General features: G+C 59.8%; 14 protein-coding genes and 1 pseudogene. 10 read left to right on the plus strand and 5 right to left on the minus strand.

All coding sequences use genetic code 11. The features are described 5' to 3' along the window. Positions 1 to 54: 54 nt before the first annotated feature. The 6 genes and pseudogenes from ACQKPC_RS13905 to ACQKPC_RS13930 all read left to right on the plus strand — a co-directional run bounded on the left by ACQKPC_RS13905 (position 55) and on the right by ACQKPC_RS13930 (position 10,865). Positions 55 to 2,358, plus strand: a complete 2,304-nt coding sequence (locus tag ACQKPC_RS13905) for a YgiQ family radical SAM protein (RefSeq protein WP_008068886.1) — start codon at positions 55 to 57, stop codon at positions 2,356 to 2,358. Positions 2,359 to 2,574: 216 nt separating this feature from the next. Then, a pseudogene (locus tag ACQKPC_RS13910) lies at positions 2,575 to 3,494 on the plus strand (NAD synthetase). Further along, positions 3,491 to 3,949 carry a hypothetical protein gene (locus ACQKPC_RS13915; RefSeq protein WP_427625132.1) on the plus strand — a complete coding sequence of 153 codons (459 nt, stop codon included), beginning with the start codon at positions 3,491 to 3,493 and terminating at the stop codon, positions 3,947 to 3,949. Before ACQKPC_RS13910 ends, ACQKPC_RS13915 begins: the two are co-directional and overlap by 4 nt. Positions 3,950 to 4,124: 175 nt before the next feature. Continuing rightward, the gene (locus tag ACQKPC_RS13920; RefSeq protein WP_427625133.1) at positions 4,125 to 7,400 is read left to right on the plus strand and encodes a DUF2126 domain-containing protein; all 3,276 of its coding nucleotides are present in this window, start codon (positions 4,125 to 4,127) and stop codon (positions 7,398 to 7,400) included. Positions 7,401 to 7,488: 88 nt separating this feature from the next. Next, positions 7,489 to 9,975, plus strand: coding sequence for a circularly permuted type 2 ATP-grasp protein (locus ACQKPC_RS13925; protein WP_427625135.1), 2,487 nt, complete (start codon positions 7,489 to 7,491; stop codon positions 9,973 to 9,975). After that, on the plus strand, positions 9,975 to 10,865 hold the full coding sequence (locus ACQKPC_RS13930) for a transglutaminase family protein (RefSeq protein ID WP_427625136.1): 891 nt from the start codon (positions 9,975 to 9,977) through the stop codon (positions 10,863 to 10,865). The genes ACQKPC_RS13925 and ACQKPC_RS13930 overlap by 1 nt, the downstream gene beginning before the upstream one ends. 216 nt (positions 10,866 to 11,081) lie before the next feature. Here the strand turns inward: ACQKPC_RS13930 and ACQKPC_RS13935 are convergent, their stop codons facing one another. Both ACQKPC_RS13935 and ACQKPC_RS13940 read right to left on the minus strand, forming a co-directional pair. After that, positions 11,082 to 11,270: a hypothetical protein gene (locus ACQKPC_RS13935; protein WP_007902706.1), complete on the minus strand. Its 189-nt coding sequence runs from the start codon at positions 11,268 to 11,270 to the stop codon at positions 11,082 to 11,084. A 68-nt stretch (positions 11,271 to 11,338) separates the two neighbouring features. After that, positions 11,339 to 11,926, minus strand: a complete 588-nt coding sequence (locus tag ACQKPC_RS13940) for a TIGR00730 family Rossman fold protein (protein ID WP_427625137.1) — start codon at positions 11,924 to 11,926, stop codon at positions 11,339 to 11,341. Positions 11,927 to 12,270: 344 nt separating this feature from the next. Between ACQKPC_RS13940 and azu the strand changes: the two genes are divergently transcribed. Then, positions 12,271 to 12,717, plus strand: a complete 447-nt coding sequence (gene azu / locus ACQKPC_RS13945) for an azurin (RefSeq protein WP_052965931.1) — start codon at positions 12,271 to 12,273, stop codon at positions 12,715 to 12,717. A gap of 191 nt (positions 12,718 to 12,908) precedes the next feature. Here azu and nadE read toward each other — a convergent pair whose 3' ends face one another. The 3 genes from nadE to ACQKPC_RS13960 form a co-directional block, all read right to left on the minus strand. Continuing rightward, positions 12,909 to 13,736 (minus strand): ammonia-dependent NAD(+) synthetase, encoded by an 828-nt coding sequence (gene nadE / locus ACQKPC_RS13950; protein ID WP_427625138.1) that lies wholly within the window; start codon positions 13,734 to 13,736, stop codon positions 12,909 to 12,911. Between the two features lie 4 nt (positions 13,737 to 13,740). Then, positions 13,741 to 14,967 (minus strand): nicotinate phosphoribosyltransferase, encoded by a 1,227-nt coding sequence (gene pncB, locus ACQKPC_RS13955; protein WP_123499820.1) that lies wholly within the window; start codon positions 14,965 to 14,967, stop codon positions 13,741 to 13,743. A gap of 229 nt (positions 14,968 to 15,196) precedes the next feature. Then, a complete protein-coding gene (locus ACQKPC_RS13960) occupies positions 15,197 to 16,108 on the minus strand; it encodes a LysR family transcriptional regulator (RefSeq protein ID WP_063341733.1) in 912 nt (303 codons plus the stop codon). A gap of 184 nt (positions 16,109 to 16,292) precedes the next feature. Here ACQKPC_RS13960 and amaB point away from each other — a divergent pair, with 184 nt between their 5' ends. From amaB to ACQKPC_RS13975, 3 genes are all read left to right on the plus strand, one after another. Next, positions 16,293 to 17,783 (plus strand): L-piperidine-6-carboxylate dehydrogenase, encoded by a 1,491-nt coding sequence (amaB, locus tag ACQKPC_RS13965; RefSeq protein WP_427625139.1) that lies wholly within the window; start codon positions 16,293 to 16,295, stop codon positions 17,781 to 17,783. A gap of 152 nt (positions 17,784 to 17,935) precedes the next feature. Then, positions 17,936 to 19,219: an L-pipecolate oxidase gene (gene amaA / locus ACQKPC_RS13970; RefSeq protein WP_427625140.1), complete on the plus strand. Its 1,284-nt coding sequence runs from the start codon at positions 17,936 to 17,938 to the stop codon at positions 19,217 to 19,219. Between the two features lie 364 nt (positions 19,220 to 19,583). Continuing rightward, a complete protein-coding gene (locus tag ACQKPC_RS13975) occupies positions 19,584 to 20,717 on the plus strand; it encodes an ABC transporter substrate-binding protein (protein WP_427625141.1) in 1,134 nt (377 codons plus the stop codon). Positions 20,718 to 20,765: the final 48 nt, after the last annotated feature.

Raw genomic sequence — 20,765 nt, forward strand, 5'->3', positions numbered from 1 at the left:
TGTGCTATATTCCGCGCCCGCGAAATTCAATGAAAGCCAACACCGGTTATCGACATGCAAGCAGCCAAGCCGTTATTTGACTATCCCAAGTACTGGGCCGAATGTTTCGGGCCAGCGCCATTCCTGCCGATGAGCAGGGAGGAGATGGATCAGCTTGGCTGGGATTCCTGTGACATCATCATCGTCACCGGTGATGCCTACGTTGACCACCCGTCGTTCGGCATGGCAATCATCGGCCGGCTGCTGGAGGCCCAGGGCTTCCGCGTCGGGATCATTGCGCAGCCGAACTGGCAGTCCAAAGACGACTTCATGAAGCTCGGCGAGCCAAACCTGTTCTTCGGCGTCGCGGCCGGCAACATGGACTCGATGATCAACCGCTACACCGCCGACAAGAAAATCCGCTCCGACGACGCCTACACCCCCGGCGGCCTGGCGGGCAAACGTCCGGACCGCGCGAGCCTGGTTTACAGCCAACGCTGCAAGGAAGCCTACAAGCACGTGCCGATCGTGCTCGGTGGCATCGAAGCCTCCCTGCGCCGCATCGCCCACTACGATTACTGGCAGGACCGGGTGCGCAACTCGATCCTGATCGACGCTTGCGCCGATATCCTGCTCTACGGCAACGCCGAGCGTGCGATTGTCGAAGTCGCCCAGCGTCTGTCGTTCGGTCACAAGATCGAAGACATCACCGATGTGCGTGGCACCGCGTTCATTCGTCGTGACACGCCAAAAGACTGGTTCGAGATCGACTCCACGCGCATTGACCGTCCGGGCAAGGTCGACAAGATCATCAACCCGTACGTGAACACCCAAGACACCCAGGCTTGTGCCATCGAGCAGGAAAAGGGGCCGGTTGAAGACCCGAACGAAGCGAAGGTCGTGCAATTGCTGCCGAACCCGCGCCTTACCCGCGAGAAAACGGTCATCCGTTTGCCGTCGATGGAAAAAGTCCGTGGCGACTCGGTGCTCTACGCCCACGCCAACCGCGTGCTTCACCTGGAAACCAACCCGGGCAACGCCCGTGCGCTGGTGCAGAAGCATGGCGAAGTGGACGTCTGGTTCAACCCGCCTCCGATTCCGATGACCACCGAAGAAATGGACTACGTGTTCGGCATGCCTTACGCACGGGTTCCGCACCCGGCGTATGGCAAGGAAAAGATTCCTGCCTACGACATGATCCGCTTCTCGGTGAACATCATGCGCGGCTGCTTCGGTGGCTGTACGTTCTGCTCGATCACCGAGCACGAAGGCCGGATCATCCAGAACCGTTCCGAAGAATCGATCATTCGCGAAATCGAAGAGATCCGCGACAAGGTGCCAGGCTTCACCGGGGTGATTTCCGACCTCGGCGGCCCGACCGCGAACATGTACCGCATCGCCTGCAAGAGCCCGGTCATCGAATCCGCGTGCCGCAAGCCGTCCTGCGTGTTCCCGGGCATCTGTGAAAACCTCAACACCGATCACTCGTCGCTGATCCAGCTCTATCGCAGCGCCCGTGCCTTGCCGGGTGTGAAGAAGATCCTGATCGCATCCGGCCTGCGTTACGACCTCGCGGTCGAGTCGCCGGAATACGTCAAGGAACTGGTAACTCACCACGTCGGTGGTTACCTGAAGATCGCCCCGGAACACACCGAGGAAGGTCCGCTCAACCAGATGATGAAACCGGGCATCGGCAGCTATGACAAGTTCAAGCGCATGTTCGAGAAGTACACCAAGGAAGCCGGGAAAGAGCAGTACCTGATTCCGTACTTCATCGCCGCTCACCCGGGCACCACCGACGAAGACATGATGAACCTGGCCCTGTGGCTCAAGGGCAATGGTTTCCGTGCCGACCAGGTGCAGGCGTTCTACCCGTCGCCGATGGCTACCGCTACCGCGATGTACCATTCGGGCAAGAACCCGTTGCGCAAGGTCACTTACAAGAGTGACGGCGTGACCATCGTCAAGAGCGAAGAACAGCGTCGCCTGCACAAGGCGTTCTTGCGTTATCACGACCCGAAAGGCTGGCCGATGCTGCGCGAAGCGTTGACCCGCATGGGCCGCGCCGACCTGATCGGGCCGGGCAAGAACCAGTTGATCCCGCTGCATCAGCCGGCGACCGACAGCTACCAGAGCGCCCGTCGCAAGAACTCGACACCGGCCGGCAGCCATAAAGTGGCAGGGGAAAAGACCACCAAGATCCTGACCCAGCACACCGGCCTGCCACCGCGTGCCAGTGATGGCGGTAACCCGTGGGACAAGCGTGAACAGGCCAAGGCTGCGGCATTCGCCCGCAACCAGCAGGCGGCCAAGGAGCGCAAGGACGCGGCCAAAGGCAAGGGGCCTAAACCGGCCCGCAAGCCAGTCGTGCCGCGTTAATCTGCGTGCCAAATCGCAAAACGCCAGCCTCAGTGCTGGCGTTTTGTTTTCTAGCGAGTGTGCGGCCTGTTTGCTAAGGTGACGCGCACTTCAATGGCTGCCCGGGAAACTGATTTCCCTATACGACGCCAAACCCTGTGGGAGCCGGGCTTGCTCGCGATGATGGCGGCACAGGCAATAAAGATCTCTCCCCCCCGATCTTCAAGGACGATTCACATGAGCAACCCCTTACCGGGCATCGGCATGGATTACAGCCCCTCCCGGTTCATGGCCCGCCAACGCATCGAAAGCCTGATCAACTTGCCACGCCTGTTCGCCGCCATCGACGCCGACCCCGGAATCGTCGGCGCGGGCGTGGTGTACGTCGACGCCGAGTTCAACGTAGTGACCCTGCGCGAGTTCAAGCCGATTTGCAGCATCAAGCCCAAGCGAATCATTTTGCGCGAGGCGCAGAAGTACATTGCGCCGGCTCAATTCGCTGATCAGGTGCAGAACAATCCGCGGGAATCGCGATTGGTAGCAGAGGCAGTGAATACCACACTGTCGTGCGCCGGGGCGGTGATCAGTTGGGCTGTCATTGCCAGCGGAACGATCCTGGTTCCGTTCAGCGCGGGTGCGAGTTCGGTCGTTGTAGCTATTGCTTATACCGCCGCCGGTGCAAGCAGTCTTCAGTGCCTCAATGGCATCGCACGAACCACCCTTGAAGTGGCCAAACCTGAAGTGAACGATTGGCTGGACAGCGAGGCGTGGTACCAGAATGCATCTATCGGGTTGGATGCCGCTTCACTGGTGGGTGTTGGGGCATCTGCTCTGACCACCATCAAGCTGGTCAGGGTCGCCAAAGCTACTACTGGGAAAAGCCTGCGCGATGTACTTCGTGGGCTGAACAGGCAGGAACGGGCGAAGCTGACCAAGGAACTTCTGAGCATCAATGATCCAAGGTTGACATCGAAATGTTGAAATTGAAGCAATTGGCGGGAGAACTGCCTAAGCGCTTCACGCCAACTCAACTCAAGCATGGCACGGTTACCCAGATCAAAGATTCGTTAGGGGCTGCGATCGGCCTTACTGGAAGTGCGTTGTCAGGCAATGTCAAAACTGTTGCGATCGGCCTGTATGAGGAGATCGACGAGTGAGCGAACAACTAACACTCAAGGCATTTTTCAGACGTTACTTTCTGGCATTTCTTGGCGGTATTTTTGCCGCCTACTTTTCACTCGCCTTTGCAGTTGCACTGTCGTTCGTCACCTATTTCCAGAATGCGCCGCTTGCTGACAGCGGGTTGCACATTTTTCTGGCAGGCGCAGCACTGACGCTTCTGGTTGTTCATAGCAATTTCATGATTGTGCGTGGAAGGCCGTGGTGGGTGTGGGTGGTGGTCGGGGTTTTGGTGGCATGCCTGCTGTTCGTATTGCCGATGATCTATTACGCCCCCCCCAGAGCCATTTATGTGTTGGCCTTGCTGTCCCCTTTACTGGGGCTGCTTTTTCTCAATAGCAACGGACAACGAGAAATGCGAAGCAAGCTGGTGGATATTCGCCATGAGCGAGAGCGCATGAAACAGAGCTTCAAGGCATCGCGCCGCCGTTAAGTCGACTCGCCCATCGATCCGCCACATTTATGTGCGCCCCTGTGCACACGAAAGCGAGCAATGCGCGCTTTTAGTGCTCTACTGCCTTGAGTAACCGAAGAAAGGGTCAGACCTGCCGGTATGGCATAAGTCTTGCGCCGCTTTCGATAACGTCCAGGCTCGCAGGAGGCACGCCGTGTCGATTCATGTCGCATTGCATCACGTCACGCATTACCGCTACGACCGCGCCGTCGAGCTCGGTCCGCAGATCGTTCGCCTGCGCCCGGCTGCCCACAGCCGCACGCGGATACTGTCCTATGCGCTGAAAGTCTCGCCCGAGCAGCATTTCATCAACTGGCAGCAGGATCCCCAGGGCAACTACCTGGCGCGGTTGGTGTTCCCGGAGAAAACCGATGAGCTGCGGATCGAGGTCGACTTGCTGGCGGAGATGGCGGTCTTCAATCCGTTCGACTTCTTCCTCGAGCCCTACGCCGAAAAGATCCCATTCGCCTACGCCGCGGATGAGCGCAAAGAGCTGGCGCCGTACCTGGAAACCTTGCCCCTGACGCCGAAATTCAAGGCCTATCTGGATGGCATCGATCGCACGCCGCTACCCAGCGTGGATTTCCTGGTTGCGCTCAACCAGCGCCTCAGCGAAGACATCGGCTACCTGATTCGCATGGAGCCAGGCGTACAGACCCCGGAATACACCATCGAGCATGCCTCCGGTTCCTGTCGCGACTCCGCGTGGTTGCTGGTGCAATTGCTGCGCAACCTCGGCCTGGCGGCGCGTTTCGTGTCAGGTTACCTGATTCAGTTGACCGCCGATGTCAAAAGCCTCGACGGCCCCTCGGGCACCGAAGTGGACTTCACTGACCTGCACGCCTGGTGCGAGGTCTATTTGCCTGGTGCTGGCTGGATCGGCCTGGACGCAACCTCTGGGTTGTTTGCCGGTGAAGGGCACATTCCGTTGGCGTGTAGTCCTGATCCGTCCTCTGCGGCACCGATCAGTGGCTTGGTGGAACCGTGCGAGTGCGAATTTACCCACGAGATGTCCGTGGAACGGATTTGGGAAGCACCGCGGGTAACAAAACCCTACACCGAAGATCAATGGCTGGCGATTCAGGCATTGGGCCGGCAGATCGATGCCGACCTGCTCGAGGGCGATGTGCGCCTGACCATGGGTGGCGAGCCGACGTTCGTTTCCATCGATGATCCGGACGGTGCCGAATGGAATACCGCCGCGCTCGGCCCGAATAAACGTCGCCTGTCCGCCGAACTGTTCCAGCGCATGCGCAAGCATTACGCGCCCAAAGGCCTGGTGCATTTCGGTCAGGGCAAGTGGTACCCGGGCGAGCAACTGCCACGCTGGTCGCTGAACAGCTACTGGCGCCGCGATGGCGTGCCGATCTGGCACAACAGCGCGCTGATCGCCGATGAGCAGGAAGACTACGGTGCCGATGGCGAGTTGGCCGGGCGTTTTCTGGCGAGTGTCGCCGAACGCTTGAAAATTCCGACACGCTTTGTGTTCCCAGCCTACGAAGACAATTTCTATTACCTCTGGCGCGAAGGCGCTTTGCCGCAGAACGTCACCGCCGAAGACTCACGGCTGGAAGAACCTTTGGAGCGGGCGCGCCTGCGCAAAGTCTTCAGTCAGGGCCTGGACAAGGTGATTGGCCAGGTCCTGCCGCTGGCGCGCACCGCCAAGGGCGATCAGTGGCAGAGCGGTCGCTGGTATCTGCGGGAAGAGCATTGCCGATTGGTGCCGGGGGATTCGCCGCTGGGGTATCGCTTGCCACTCGGTTCGCAGCCCTGGGTGAAGGCAGCGGAGTATCCGTTCATTCACCCGGTCGACCCGAATCAGGATTTCCCTGAGCTGCCGGGCACCGACCAGCTACAGAATCACGCTCAACCGCAAACCGCCGACGAGCGTGCGCCAAAGATCGACGAGTCCGCCGACTGGCTGACCCGCACCGCCTTCTGCGCCGAAGCGCGAGAAGGCCGGTTGTACCTGTTCATGCCGCCACTGGAGCGGGTCGAGGACTATCTGGAACTGGTCACCGCCATCGAAGCCACCGCCGAGGAGCTGCATTGCCCGGTGTTGCTGGAAGGCTATGAACCGCCGAGCGATCCGCGCCTGAGCAACTTTCGCATTACTCCGGATCCGGGCGTGATCGAGGTCAACGTCCAGCCGTCCGCCACCTGGGATGAGTTGGTGGAGCGCACCGAGTTTCTTTATGAAGAGGCGCGCCAGACTCGACTGACCACCGAGAAGTTCATGATCGACGGCCGGCACACCGGCACCGGCGGTGGCAACCATTTCGTCTTGGGTGGCGCGACCCCGGCTGACTCACCGTTTCTGCGCCGTCCGGATCTGCTGCGCAGCCTGATCAGCTACTGGCACAACCATCCGTCCTTGTCCTACCTGTTTTCCGGATTGTTCATCGGCCCGACGTCCCAGGCGCCGCGCGTCGATGAAGCGCGCAACGATTCGCTGTATGAGCTGGAAATCGCCTTCGCACAGATGCCGAAGCCGGGCGAGGAGTGTCCACCCTGGCTGGTGGATCGCTTGCTGCGCAATTTGCTGATCGACGTGACCGGCAACACCCACCGCGCCGAGTTTTGCATCGACAAACTCTATTCGCCGGACGGCGCCACCGGGCGCCTCGGGTTACTGGAACTGCGAGCCTTTGAAATGCCGCCCCATGCGCGCATGAGCCTGGCTCAGCAATTGTTGCTGCGGGCGCTGGTGGCACGGTTCTGGCGCGAGCCTTATGCACCGCCGAAACTGGCGCGTTGGGGCACAGAGCTGCACGACCGGTTCCTGTTGCCGCACTTTATCGAGCAGGATTTCGCTGACGTCATCGTCGACCTCAATGCCGCCGGTTACCCCGTGCGGGCCGAGTGGTTCGCGGCGCATCTGGAATTCCGTTTCCCCAAGGTCGGCGACTATGCCGTCAGCGGCATCCAACTGGAATTGCGTCAGGCGCTGGAGCCTTGGCATGTACTGGGCGAGGAAGGCGCGGCGGGTGGCACGGTGCGTTACGTGGATTCGTCGCTGGAGCGTTTGCAGGTCAAACTCAGCGGTCTGCCGCCCCAGCGTTATCTGCTGACCTGCAACGGCATCCCGGTGCCATTGCAACCCACGGGTCGGGTCGGTGAGTTCGTCGCCGGCGTACGCTTTCGCGCCTGGCAACCGGCCAATTGCCTGCAACCGACCATCCCGGTCCACGCGCCGCTGGTGTTCGACTTGCTCGACACCTGGATGGGGCGTTCGCTGGGCGGTTGTCAGTACCACGTCGCCCACCCGGGCGGGCGCAACTACGACAGCCTGCCGGTGAACGCCAATGAAGCCGAGAGCCGGCGGATGGCGCGTTTCTTCCGTCTCGGACACACGCCAGGGAAACTTCCTATACCGAATCTGGAAATTAACGACGAGCTGCCGATGACTCTCGATTTGCGACGTTTCTAAACCGTACGCGACGCTCGGATTTTTCGTATATCCGGGCGTCATGAGCCTGCGTTAGTCTGACCGTTCTTTGCTGTCTGCCGAGCTTTCCATGCCTGACCTGCTTGACCGCTACCCGCTGACCGCGGGCACTTACCACGAACTGCTCGACGACAGCGGCGCCGTGCGCCCGCACTGGCGGCGGCTGTTCGATCAATTGCAACGCAGCACGCCAGCGCAACTGGTGCAGCGTCAGGCGCTGCTGACCCGACAGATCCAGGAAAACGGCGTGACCTATAACGTCTACGCCGACCCCAAGGGCGCTGACCGACCATGGGAGCTGGACCTGCTGCCTCATGTGATTGACGCCGATGAGTGGGAACAGTTATCGACCGGGATCGCCCAGCGGGCGCGCTTGCTCAATGCTGTGCTGGCGGATTTGTACGGCCCTCAGCGCTTGATCGCCGAAGGCCTGCTGCCGGCTGAGCTGGTGTTCGGTCACAACAACTTCCTGTGGCCCTGTCAGGGCATTTCGCCGCCCGACGGGGCCTTTTTGCATCTGTACGCCGTGGATCTGGCGCGCACCCCTGACGGTCGCTGGTGGGTGACGGCGGACCGGACTCAAGCGCCATCCGGTGCCGGTTACGCGCTGGAAAACCGCACCATCGTGTCCCGAGCCTTTCCCGAGCTGTACCGCGATTTGAAGGTTCAGCACCTGGCCGGATTCTTTCGCACGCTCCAGGAAACGCTCGCTCGTCAGGCGCCGAGCGATGACGAAGCGCCACTGGTGGTGCTACTGACGCCGGGGCGTTTCAACGAAAGCTATTTCGAACACCTGTACCTGGCTCGCCAGCTCGGATATCCGTTGGTGGAGGGCGGCGACCTGACCGTCCGGGATGCCACGGTCTACCTGAAAACCTTGAGCGGCCTGCGTCGGGTCCACGCGATCATGCGTCGGCTCGACGATGATTTCTGCGACCCGCTGGAGCTGCGCACCGATTCGGCCCTCGGCGTGCCAGGGCTGCTCGAAGCGGTGCGTCAGGGCCGGGTGCTGGTGGCCAACGCCCTCGGCAGCGGCGTGCTGGAGTCACCGGGGTTGCTGGGTTTCCTGCCGAAGATTAATCAGTATCTGTTCGGCGAAGAACTGATTCTGCCGTCCATCGCGACCTGGTGGTGCGGCGAAGCGCCGGTGCTGGCCCAGGCCCTCGAAAAACTGCCGGAGCTGTTGATCAAACCGGCGTTCCCGTCGCAAAGCTTCGCCCCGGTGTTTGGTCGTGACTTGAGTGAAAAACAGCGCCAGGCACTGGCCGAGCGCATGCAGGCACGGCCTTACGCCTATGTTGCGCAAGAATTGGCGCAACTGTCTCAGGCGCCGATCTGGCAGGCCGAAGGTGGTCAGTTGCAACCGCGGGCCATTGGCATGCGCGTGTATGCGGTGGCCAGTCGGGATGGCTATCGGGTACTGCCCGGCGGGCTGACCCGGGTTGCCGCCGAAGCCGACGCCGAAGTGGTGTCGATGCAGCGCGGCGGTGCAAGCAAGGACACTTGGGTGTTGGGCGATCGCCCGCCCAGCGGCGAACAATGGAAAGCCCAGCGCAATATTGGCGTTCACGATCTGGTGCGACGCGATCCGTATCTGCCATCGCGGGTGGTCGAGAACCTGTTCTGGTTCGGCCGTTACTGCGAGCGCTGCGATGACAGTGCACGACTGCTGCGGATCATGCTGGCGCGCTATGTCGATGGCGATGATCCGCAAGCCCTGGAGGCGGCAGTCAATCTCGGTGAACGCTTGAATCTGTTGCCGGAGGACGGCGAGTTGCCGGAGCGGTTGCTGGCGGCGCTGCTCGGCGATGACTGGCCGTTCAGCCTGCGCTCCAACCTGCAACGCTTGCAGTGGGCCGCTTCGCAAGTACGCGGCAAGCTCTCGCGAGAGAACTGGCAAGCGCTGGTGGAATTGCAGCGCGAGGCCATGGAACTGGAAACCGAAGAGCCGGATTTCGGCGAGCTGCTGGATTTCCTCAACCGACTGGTGATGTCGCTGGCGGCGCTGTCCGGTTTTGCCCTTGACGATATGACTCGGGACGAAGGTTGGCGTTTCCTGATGATCGGTCGGCGGATCGAACGGCTGCAGTTTCTCAGCGGCAGTCTGGCGGCGTTTCTGCGGGGCGCCGGGGCTTTCGATCAGGCCGGGCTGGAGTGGCTGCTGGAGTTGGGCAACAGCAGCATCACCTACCGCTCGCGGTATCTGGCGGTGGCGCAATTGATCCCGGTGCTGGACCTGTTGTTGCTCGACGAGCAGAACCCTCACGCGGTGTTGTTCCAGTTGAAACTGGTGACCCGCACGTTGAAACGCTTGAACGACGACTTTGGCGCGCCGCGCGAAACAGGTCTGCCGCAGTTGGTGGAGCGGTTGGCGCGCTTCGATCTGGGTTGCCTGGAAAACCCACTGTTTGGCGAGGCCAGTGTTCGCGCCGCCATAGAGGGGCTAGCCGATCTGTTGCAGGAGATCGCCGATGCCAGCGGACAAGTATCGGATCGCCTGGCCTTGCGCCATTTCGCCCATGTCGATGATGTCAGCCAACGTACGGTGTCCGTCTGATGAATGCCCGTTACCAGATTTTCCACGACACCCACTATCACTATGACAGCCCGGTGTCCCTGGCCCAGCAACTGGCGCACCTGTGGCCGCGGGCTTGCGTTTGGCAGCGCTGCACCGATCAGCAATTGCAGATCAGTCCCGATCCGACCTCGCGCCGGGATGAGCTGGACGTGTTTGGTAATCCGCTGACCCGGTTGGCATTCGAGCGGCCGCACGATGAGTTGCTGGTCAATGCCAGCCTGACGGTCGAAGTGCTGGCCCGGCCATCGTTGGATTTCAATCAATCGCCGGCCTGGGAAGAGACCTGCAACGCACTGACCTACAGCAGTCAGCCGCTCTCTCCTGAACTGCTGGAAGCCTGTCGTTACCGGTTCGAATCACCTTACGTGCACTTGAAGCGCAACTTCGTCGAGTTCTCCGAAAGTTGCTTTCCTCCTGGCCGGCCATTGCTGCTGGGAGTTCAGGCGTTGATGGAGAAGATTTTCAGCGAATTCACCTTCGACGCCGAAGCGACCCAAGTGGCAACGCCGCTGGTGGAAGTGCTGGAGAGGCGGCGCGGGGTTTGTCAGGACTTTGCGCATCTGATGCTCGCTTGTGTGCGCTCCCGGGGATTGGCGGCGCGGTACATCAGCGGTTACCTGCTGACCCAGCCACCACCGGGCCAGCCACGGCTGATCGGCGCCGATGCGTCTCATGCCTGGGTGTCGGTGTTTTGCCCAGTGCTGGGCTGGGTGGATTTCGACCCGACCAACAATGTGCAGCCGGCGCTGGAGCACATCACCCTGGCCTGGGGCCGGGATTTTTCCGATGTGTCGCCGTTGCGTGGGGTGATCCTGGGCGGTGGCAGCCACGATCCGGAGGTTCGTGTGACGGTAATGCCGTTGGAGTAACGAAAATCCAGTGTGGGAGCGGGCTTGCTCGCGAAAGCAGTCAGTCAGCCACTAGATGTTGGATGTGCCGCCGCCTTCGCGAGCAAGCCCGCTCCCACAGGGAATGTGCAATTTTTGGAGAGGGATTTCAGATGGGACTGTGAGGGTCAGCAACATCGTTGCTGACCCTGGACACAGATCCGGTGGGCCTGATCAGATCATCGGGCCCTGAGGGTCTCAGGCGTCGGGCGCCTGATCTTTCGGTGCTTCAGTTTCGTCTGTAGCCACTTCGCCTTCGGTATCCGGGTTCAGTGCTGCTGCTTCTTCTTCAGCTGTAGCTTTCTTGCGCTGAAGCTTTTCCTCTTTCTTCTGCTCCTTGGCCAAGTCTCTCTGACGTTTGGCGAAGGAATAATTAGGTTTAGCCATGGGCGATCCTCTGGGGTCGAAGGTGAGGTTGAGCGGCGCATATTCTGCCCTGTATCGGCACCGAGCCGTTAGCTGGGTTTTTGCTCGGTCCATTTTGGCGGCACCGAGGGTTGCCAGGCATCCAGTGCATCGAGCAGGGTTTGCGGCGATTCGCTCATTTGCAGCATGTCACGGTGCGCTTCGCGAACGAAGCCTTCGCCGACGATATGATCAAGAAAAGACGTCAACTTGCTGTAGAAACCGTTCACTTCCAGCAAACCCAGCGGTTTGCCGTGATAGCCGAGCTGGCCCCAGGTCCAGACTTCGAACAGCTCTTCCAGCGTGCCCAGGCCGCCGGGCAGAGCGATGAAGGCATCGCTGAGCTCGGCCATTCGCGCTTTGCGCGCATGCATGCCCTCGACCACTTCCAGGCGAGTCAGGCCGCTGTGGCCGATTTCCTTGTCCTTGAGGCTCTGCGGGATGATCCCGATTACTTCACCGCCGGCCGCCAGCGCGGCATCGGCAACGATCCCCATCAGCCCGACGGCGCCGCCGCCATAGACCAGAGTCAGCTTGCGCTCGGCCAACGCTCGCCCCAGGGCGACAGCGGCTTCACGATAGGCCGGGTTAGTGCCAGTGCTGGCACCGCAAAATACACAAACGGACGCTAAAGACATGCCTTACTCCATGGTCATCAGGGCCACAGAGTAAAGGCAGGCTTGTATCGTTCCAAGGGTTAAACCTCGCGTTTTGGTGTTTCACAGGTGCCACTGGCGCCGCAGGCGTAGGCGGCGAGCAAACTGCACAACAAGCTGTTGAAAGACATGACAGACGCTCCAGATGAGAGATGACGGCCCTGATGATAGGGCCGTGCCAGACGTCTGGCTGGTAGATTGTTTCGATGAGTGTCATAGCCCGAAAGTTGTATACAATTTTTGATTCAGGTCATAGGAACTTGCGAAGATTTCAGGCAGTCTTCTGTCCATTAGCACTTTTGTTAACCCTGCCTTGGAGATTCACCATGTTTGCCAAACTTGTTGCGGTATCCCTGCTGACACTGGCCAGCAGCCAATTGATGGCCGCCGAATGCAAGGTCACTGTCGACTCCACTGACCAGATGTCCTTCGATACCAAGGACATCACCATCGACAAGAGCTGCAAGACGTTCACCGTGGAATTGAAACATTCTGGCAGCCTGCCGAAAAACGTCATGGGTCATAACTGGGTGCTGAGCAAAGAAGCCGACATGCAGCCGATCGCCACTGACGGCCTGTCGGCTGGCATCGACAAGAACTACCTGAAAGAAGGTGATGCTCGCGTCATTGCTCACACCAAAGTCATCGGCGCGAAGGAAACCGACTCGGTGACATTCGATGTGTCGAAGCTCAATGCTGCTGAAAAATACGGTTTCTTCTGCTCGTTCCCAGGCCACATCTCGATGATGAAAGGTACGGTTACCCTGAAGTAATCGAATCAAGCGCATAAAAAAAGCGTCCGCTAGGGACGCTTTTTTTGTATCTGACGGTTGACCGCGTCATCGTTCTTCGCGGGCAAGCCTCGCTCCCACAGGATTTGCGTCGTGCCCATTACCGGCATCCGACACAAAATCTGTGGGAGCGTGGCTTGCCCGCGAAGGCGTCGGTACAGACGCCGACGTCCTTATGGCGCAAACGGCATCACGCGCTTGTGATGGGTCTTTTTGTACGTGTCGCAGATGATCTTGAACGCTTCCTCACGCACCGACTCACCATGCAGGAAGGCGTCGATCTCGGCGTAGGTCACGCCATGGGATGCTTCGTCCGGTTTGCCCGGCGACAGGTCTTCAAGGTCGGCGGTCGGGATTTTTTCCACCAGCGACTCCGGCGCGCCGAAGCTGCGGGCAATCGCCCGAACCTGATTTTTCACCAGGCCGCTCAGCGGTGCGAGGTCGCAGGCGCCGTCACCGAACTTAGTGAAAAACCCCATCACAGCTTCTGCCGCGTGATCGGTGCCGATCACCAGGCCATGAGCCGCGCCAGCGATGGTGTATTGCGCGACCATGCGCATCCGCGCCTTGGTATTGCCCAACACGAAGTCCACCGAGACCGCGTGCTTGCCTTCGAAGGCCGCCACTTCACTGGCCAGGGATTTGACTGCAGGGCCGATGTTCACCGTGTGGCGCTCATCCGGGGCAATGAAGTCCACCGAAGCCTGGGCGTCGTGTTCATCGAACTGCGTTTCGTATGGCAGGCGCACGGCGATGAACTTGTAGTTGCTGTCCCCGGTGCGTTCGCGCAGTTCACGCATGGCACGCTGGGCAAGCAGGCCGGCGGTCAGGGAATCGACGCCACCGCTGATGCCGAGCACCAGGGTCTTGAGCCCGGAATCGACCAGGCAGTCCTGAATGAAGGTAATCCGCCGGGCGACTTCGGCCTCGAGGGCGGCCTGGTCGGCGAACGGCGGTTGGACCTTGAGCTGTTCAGCAATCTCACGCTGTACGGCTTGCATGAATTCACTCCTTGCTAGATGGGCTGGAAATGGCGGCAGGTACTTGGAAAACATGTCGCAAGTAGGCGACGAAATTCGGGTCTTTGCAGTGAGTCTTACCAGGCTCATCAGAAATCTTGGCCACTGGCTGGCCGTTGCAGGCCGTCATTTTAAGCACGATGCTCATCGGTTCGACACCCGGAATGTCACACGTCAGGTTAGTACCGATACCGAAGCTGACATTGATCCGACCGCGCAATGCCCGAAAAATCTCCAGAGATTTGGGTAGCGTCAGACTGTCGGAAAACACCAGGGTTTTGCTCATCGGGTCGATGCCAAGCTTGTGATAGTGGGCGATGGCTTTTTCCGCCCACTGCACCGGGTCACCGGAATCGTGGCGCAAGCCGTCGAAGAGCTTGGCAAAGAACAGGTCGAAATCGTTGAGGAAGGCATCGGAGGTGATGCAGTCGGTCAAGGCGATGCCCAGCAAACCCCGGTATTCGCGGACCCAACAGTCGAGGGCGGCAATCTGGCTGTCGATCAGCCGTGGACCGAGTTGCTGGTGGGCCATGATCCATTCGTGAGCCATGGTGCCCAGCGGCTTCATGTCCAGCTCCCGGGACAGGTGCACGTTGCTGGTACCGACGAAGCGACCGGGGAAGTCATGCTTGAGCACGTTCACCACTTCTTCCTGCACACGGTACGAGAAGCGACGGCGAGTGCCGAAATCGGCTACCTGCAATTCGGACAATTCGTCCGCGCTGGCGTTGGCGGTCAGCCAGTCGAACTTGCGATAGAGCTGTTCGCGGGCCTGTTCCAGAATGATTTCCCGGTAGCGATAACGGTTGCGTACTTCGCTGACCATGGCCAGCAGCGGCACTTCGAACAGAATCACGTGCAGCCACGGCCCGCGCAGACGGATGAACAACTCACCGTTTTCAATGCCGGTGTGGATGTAGCGAAGATTGAAGCGGAACAGACCGAGAAAACGCAGGAAGTCCGGCTTCAGAAAACTGATGCGCTCCAGGAAGCTCAATTGATCGGCACTCAGGCTCAACTCGGCCAGGCGCTCGATCTGGAAACGGATCTCCGCCAGGTACGGGCGCAGATCCTCACTGTTACGGCAACGAAACTCCCATTCGACTTCCACGTTCGGGTAGTTGTGCAGCACCGCCTGCATCATCGTCAGTTTGTAGAAGTCGGTGTCGAGCAGGTTCTGCACGATGCGATCGGCAAACACACTCTCGCTCATAACGGGTTCTCCAGGCTGGCCGCGGCCCGTGGCAGCGACGTTGCAGCTGTTTCAATGAATGGGGCTAGTGGCGCATATCAGCGGTGAGGATTGCCAGCGATTTTTTAGAACGCAGCAGATCCCTGTGGGAGCGGGCTTGCTCGCGAAAGCGTAATGCCAGTCAACATTGATGTTGAATGTGCCGGCCCCTTCGCGAGCAAGCCCGCTCCCACAGGTATTGGGTGCAACCCTAAATTTGCGGTATGTCTGGATTATCGATCTGCTCCAGCATCCACTTCACAAAATCCCGCACCTTGGGTACTTCCGCCGAATGCTCCGGATACGCCAGGTAATAGGCGTCGGTGCTGGGCATCGCATGCTTCCAGGGAATGACCAGTTTGCCGTCAGCCAATTCCTCTTCCACCAGAAACTTCGGCAGCAGTGCCACGCCGCAGCCGACCTGGGCGGCGCGGATGCACATGTAGAAGGTTTCGAAACGCGGGCCGTGGTAACTGTGTTCGGTATGGTAGCCCTGGCTGTCGAACCAGTCGTGCCAGGCTTGAGGCCGGGAAGCGTTTTGCAGCAGGACCAGGTCGGTGAGTTGCGTAGGGTCGGTAAACGGCGTATCCGGCAGACTACCCGGCGCGCAGACCGGCACCAGCTCCTCGCCAAACAGCTTCAGGCATTCGGTGCCGGGCCGTGAGCCCTGGCCAAAGTAGAACGCCAGGTCGCTGCGACCTTGCAACAGATCATCCGCTTCCTGTTCGCTGCACAGGTCCAGATGGATCGACGGATGACGCAGTCGCCAGCCTTTCAGGCGCGGCACCAGCCAGCGTGCACCGAAGGTCGGAGGTGTCGAGACTCGCAAGACTTCGGTATCGCCGCCGTAGGAACGTAGGTAATGGGTCGACATTTCGACTTGGGTGAGGATCTTTCTCACCTCCACCAGGTACAAATCGCCGGCGGGGGTCATTTGCAGGCGTCGGCGCACCCGGCGGAACAACAAGTGTTGCAACAACTCTTCGAGTTGCGCGACCTGTTTGCTCACGGCGCTCTGCGTCAGGTTCAGCTCTTCGGCGGCACGGGTGAAGCTCAAATGCCGGGTCACGGCCTCGAAGCACTGCAACGCGGTGATCGACGGCAAGTAGCGTTTATTCAGCATGGGTGGTCCTTTTTCTTGTTTCTCTATGCTCTTTTTTACCGGCAGATTCGCAGCATGAATAAACGGAATGATATCTCTCTTAAAGGTCGTTTGTTGGGTAACCTCCGGGGAGCTAAAACTACAGGCCTGATCAGCCGAGTTAATTCGGTTGAACGTTTTCTGTTTTTTGCTTGAGGAGTGACCCATGGTTGCCGCATTGCTTGATCGTCTTGGTGTGAACCCGGCCCTGTACCAGAACGGCAAAGTGCCGGTGCATTCGCCGATCGATGGCAGCCGTATCGCTGCCGTGAACTGGGAAGGCGCCGCTGAAGTCGAGCAGCACATCAGTCGCGCAGATCATGCGTTCGAACTGTGGCGCAAGGTTCCGGCGCCACGCCGCGGCGAATTGGTGCGCCAATTGGGCGACATCCTGCGCGAGTACAAGGCCGACCTCGGTGAGCTGGTGTCCTGGGAAGCTGGCAAGATCACTCAGGAAGGTTTGGGTGAAGTTCAGGAAATGATCGACATCTGCGACTTCGCGGTCGGTCTGTCCCGTCAGCTGTACGGTTTGACCATCGCCTCCGAGCGTCCTGGCCACCACATGCGCGAAACCTGGCACCCACTGGGAATCGTCGGCGTGATCAGTGCGTTCAACTTCCCGGTCGCCGTTTGGGCCTGGAACGCCACGCTGGCGCTGGTCTGCGGCAACCCGGTGATCTGGAAGCCGTCGGAGAAAACCCCGCTGACCGCGTTGGCCTGCCAGGCGCTGTTCGACCGCGTCCTGAAAAATTTCAGCGACGCACCACCGCACCTGAGCCAAGTGATTATCGGCGGCCGCGATGCCGGCGAAGCGCTGGTCGATGACCCACGTGTCGCGCTGGTCAGTGCCACCGGCAGCACCCGCATGGGCCGCGAAGTGGCGCCGAAAATCGCTGCGCGTTTTGCCCGCAGCATTCTCGAGCTGGGCGGCAACAACGCGATGATCCTCGGCCCAAGCGCCGACCTGGACATGGCCGTACGGGCGATTCTATTCAGCGCCGTCGGCACCGCCGGTCAGCGTTGCACCACTTTACGTCGCCTGATCGCCCATGAGTCGGTGAAGGAAGAAATCATCACCCGCCTGAAAGCCGCTTACTCCAAAGTGCGCATCGGCCATCCGCTAGAAGGCAATCTGGTTGGTCCGCTGATCGACAAACACAGTTTCGAAAACATGCAGGACGCGCTGGAGCAGGCCCTGAGCGAAGGCGGCCGGGTGTTCGGCGGCGAGCGTCAGCTGGAAGACAAATTCCCCAACGCTTACTACGTTTCGCCAGCGATCGTCGAAATGCCGGAGCAGAGCGATGTGGTGTGCAGCGAAACCTTCGCGCCGATTCTGTACGTGATCGGTTACAACGATTTCGAAGAGGCATTGCGCCTGAACAACGCCGTGCCACAAGGCCTGTCGTCGTGCATCTTCACCACCGACGTGCGTGAAGCCGAGCGGTTCATGTCGGCGGTGGGCAGCGATTGCGGGATTGCCAACGTCAACATCGGCCCAAGCGGCGCGGAAATCGGCGGCGCGTTTGGCGGCGAGAAGGAGACGGGCGGTGGTCGTGAGTCCGGTTCGGATGCATGGCGCGGGTACATGCGTCGTCAGACCAATACCGTGAACTATTCGTTGGAGTTGCCGTTGGCTCAGGGGATTACGTTCGACTGAGGTTGAGCCAAGCAGTGATCCCCTGTGGGAGCGAGCCTGCTCGCGATAGCGGTTTATCAGTCACATAGATACTGGATGTGCCGACGCTATCGCGAGCAGGCTCGCTCCCACATTGAATGGTGTGTTGGTTAGGTTTCTGTTGGAGTCTGGCAATGCCGTTACGCGAAGAGTGTCTGTGGGAAAAACTGACGCCGCAAAGGCCCGACAACGTGGCGCTCAAGGGCGAGGTGACGGTGGATGTCTGCGTCATCGGTGCCGGTTTCACCGGTCTGTCGGCGGCGGTGCATCTGGTGGAACAAGGTAAAAGTGTCTGTGTGCTGGAAGCCCATCGCGCGGGTCATGGTGGTTCGGGGCGTAACGTCGGGCTGGTCAACGCCGGGATGTGGATTCCACCGGATGAAATCGAAGCCGGTTTCGGCGAGGCGGTTGGCAGTCAGCTCAACCGCATGCTCGGTGCAGCGCCGTCGCTGGTGTTCAGCCTGGTCGACAAATACAACATCGATTGCCAGTTACGCCGCGAAGGCACGCTGCATATGGCGCACAACGCACGTGGCGAGGCGGATCTGCGCAGTCGCGAAGAACAATGGAAACGTCGTGGTGCACCGGTGGAACTGTTAACCGGTCAAGCCTGCGAACAAGCCACCGGCACAAAAAAGATCGCCGCCGCCTTGCTCGATCGGCGCGCCGGCACGATTAACCCGATGGCTTACACCACGGGGCTGGCCAACGCGGCCATCAGCCTCGGCGGTCAGCTGTTCGATCATTCACCGGTGACTCGACTCGAACGTCAGGGCCAGCGCTGGTCGGTACAAACCGCCCAGGGTTCGGTGCTGGCCGAGCAGGTGGTCATCGCCTCCAACGCCTATACCGAAGGTGACTGGACGGAGCTGCGGCGCAATTTTTTCCCCGGTTATTACTATCAAGTGGCCTCGGTGCCGCTGACCGAAGACGCCGCGCAGCAGATTCTGCCCGGCGGCCAGGGTTCCTGGGATACCCGACAAGTGCTCAGCAGCATCCGTCGCGATGCTGAAGGGCGGTTGTTGCTCGGCAGTCTCGGCAATGGCAACCAGAAACCGACCTGGTTCCTGAAAGCCTGGGCCGACCGGGTTCAGCAGCATTACTTTCCGTACTTGAAGCCGGTGGAGTGGGAGTGCACCTGGACCGGTTGTATCGCCTTCACTCCCGATCATTTGATGCGCCTGTTCGAGCCGGCACCGGGTCTGGTGGCCGTCACCGGCTACAACGGTCGAGGCGTGACCACCGGTACAGTCGTCGGCAAAGCCTTTGCCGATTATTTGTGTAATGGAAATCCTCAGGCCCTGCCGATTCCTTTCGCGCCCATGCAGCCATTAGCGGGTGTGGGGCTGCGAAGCTGCCTGTATGAGGCTGGATTTTCGCTGTATCACGCGGGCCAGTGCCTGCGGATCGTCATCTGATTGTTGAAATATGTTGCTGGAAGCGGCGCTTTTCAGCGAAGCGGCTAGCCTGTAATGGTGCGGGTTGTAGCAGTCCCCGCACCAGCAGTGTGCAGTTCGGTGACGCGGGCTGTTACAGGCTGGTTGCACATTGTTTGGTGCTGCGGTTGCAATGATGGCGCATGCGGGTTGCGCCTTTAAATAGAAAAGGTTTCACCTCCCGCGGTTTAGACGGTTGCACGCCCAATGAAAATGGGCCCGAAACAGTCGAAAAAACAATAAGGCAGCGACTTTTCCCAGAATAAAAAACCGATGGCACGGCCCTTGCTCTGAGCATTCAGTGAAGTCGCAGTGCCAACTAAAAAAAACCTTGGAGCACCACCTCATGTCCCAGACGTTTTACAAGAAAGGCTTTCTGGCCCTCGCAGTGGCAACTGCGTTGGGTGTTTCTGCGTTTGCTCAGGCTGACATCAAGATCGGCGTAGCGGGTCCAATGACGGGCGCCAACGCGGCATTTGGCGAGCAGTACATGAAGGGTGCGCAGGCAGCGGCTGATGCAGTCAACGCCGCTGGCGGTGTCAACGGGGAAAAAATCGTACTGGTCAAAGGCGATGACGCCTGCGAACCGAAACAGGCTGTGACGGTCGCCAAGGACCTGACCAACCAGAAAGTCGCTGGCGTAGTCGGTCACTTCTGCTCCTCGTCGACCATCCCGGCCTCCGAGATCTACGACGAAGCGGGCATCATCGCGATCACTCCAGGTTCCACCAACCCGGCTGTTACCGAGCGCGGCCTGAGTGCCATGTTCCGTATGTGCGGGCGTGACGACCAGCAAGGCATCGTCGCCGGCGACTACATCGTCGACGTGCTCAAGGGCAAGAAAGTGGTGGTCCTGCACGACAAGGACACTTACGGCCAAGGTCTGGCGGATGCTACCAAGGCCCAGCTGGAGAAACGCGGCGTGAAGCCGGTGCTGTATGAAGGCCTGACCCGTGGCGAAAAAGATTTCAGCACCATCGTCACCAAAATCCGCGGCGCTGGCGCCGACGTCGTTTACTTCGGTGGCCTTCACCCGGAAGCCGGTCCTCTGGTGCGTCAACTGCGTGAGCAAGGCCTCAAAGACGTCAAGTTCATGTCCGACGACGGTATCGTAACCGACGAACTGGTGACCACCGCTGGCGGTCCGCAATTCGTTGACGGCGTACTGATGACCTTTGGTGCCGACCCACGCCTGCTGCCAGACAGCAAGACCGTAGTGGACGAGTTCCGCAAGAAGGGCACCGAGCCTGAAGGCTACACCCTGTACGCCTATGCTTCGGTCCAGACCCTGGCCGCAGCCTTCAATGGTTCCAAATCCAACAGTGGCGAGAAAGCCGCCGAGTGGCTGAAGAAAAATCCGGTCAAAACCGTGATGGGCGAGAAGACCTGGGACGCCAAGGGTGACCTGAAAGTCTCCGACTACGTGGTTTACCAGTGGGACAAGGATGGCAAATACCACCAGCTGGAAAAGCAGAAGTAAGGGCTGACACGATCAGTTGAACCCCACAAGTCCCTGTGGGAGCGAGCC

The sequence above is a fragment of the Pseudomonas sp. NPDC089918 genome (assembly GCF_050280605.1).
GTDB lineage: Bacteria > Pseudomonadota > Gammaproteobacteria > Pseudomonadales > Pseudomonadaceae > Aquipseudomonas.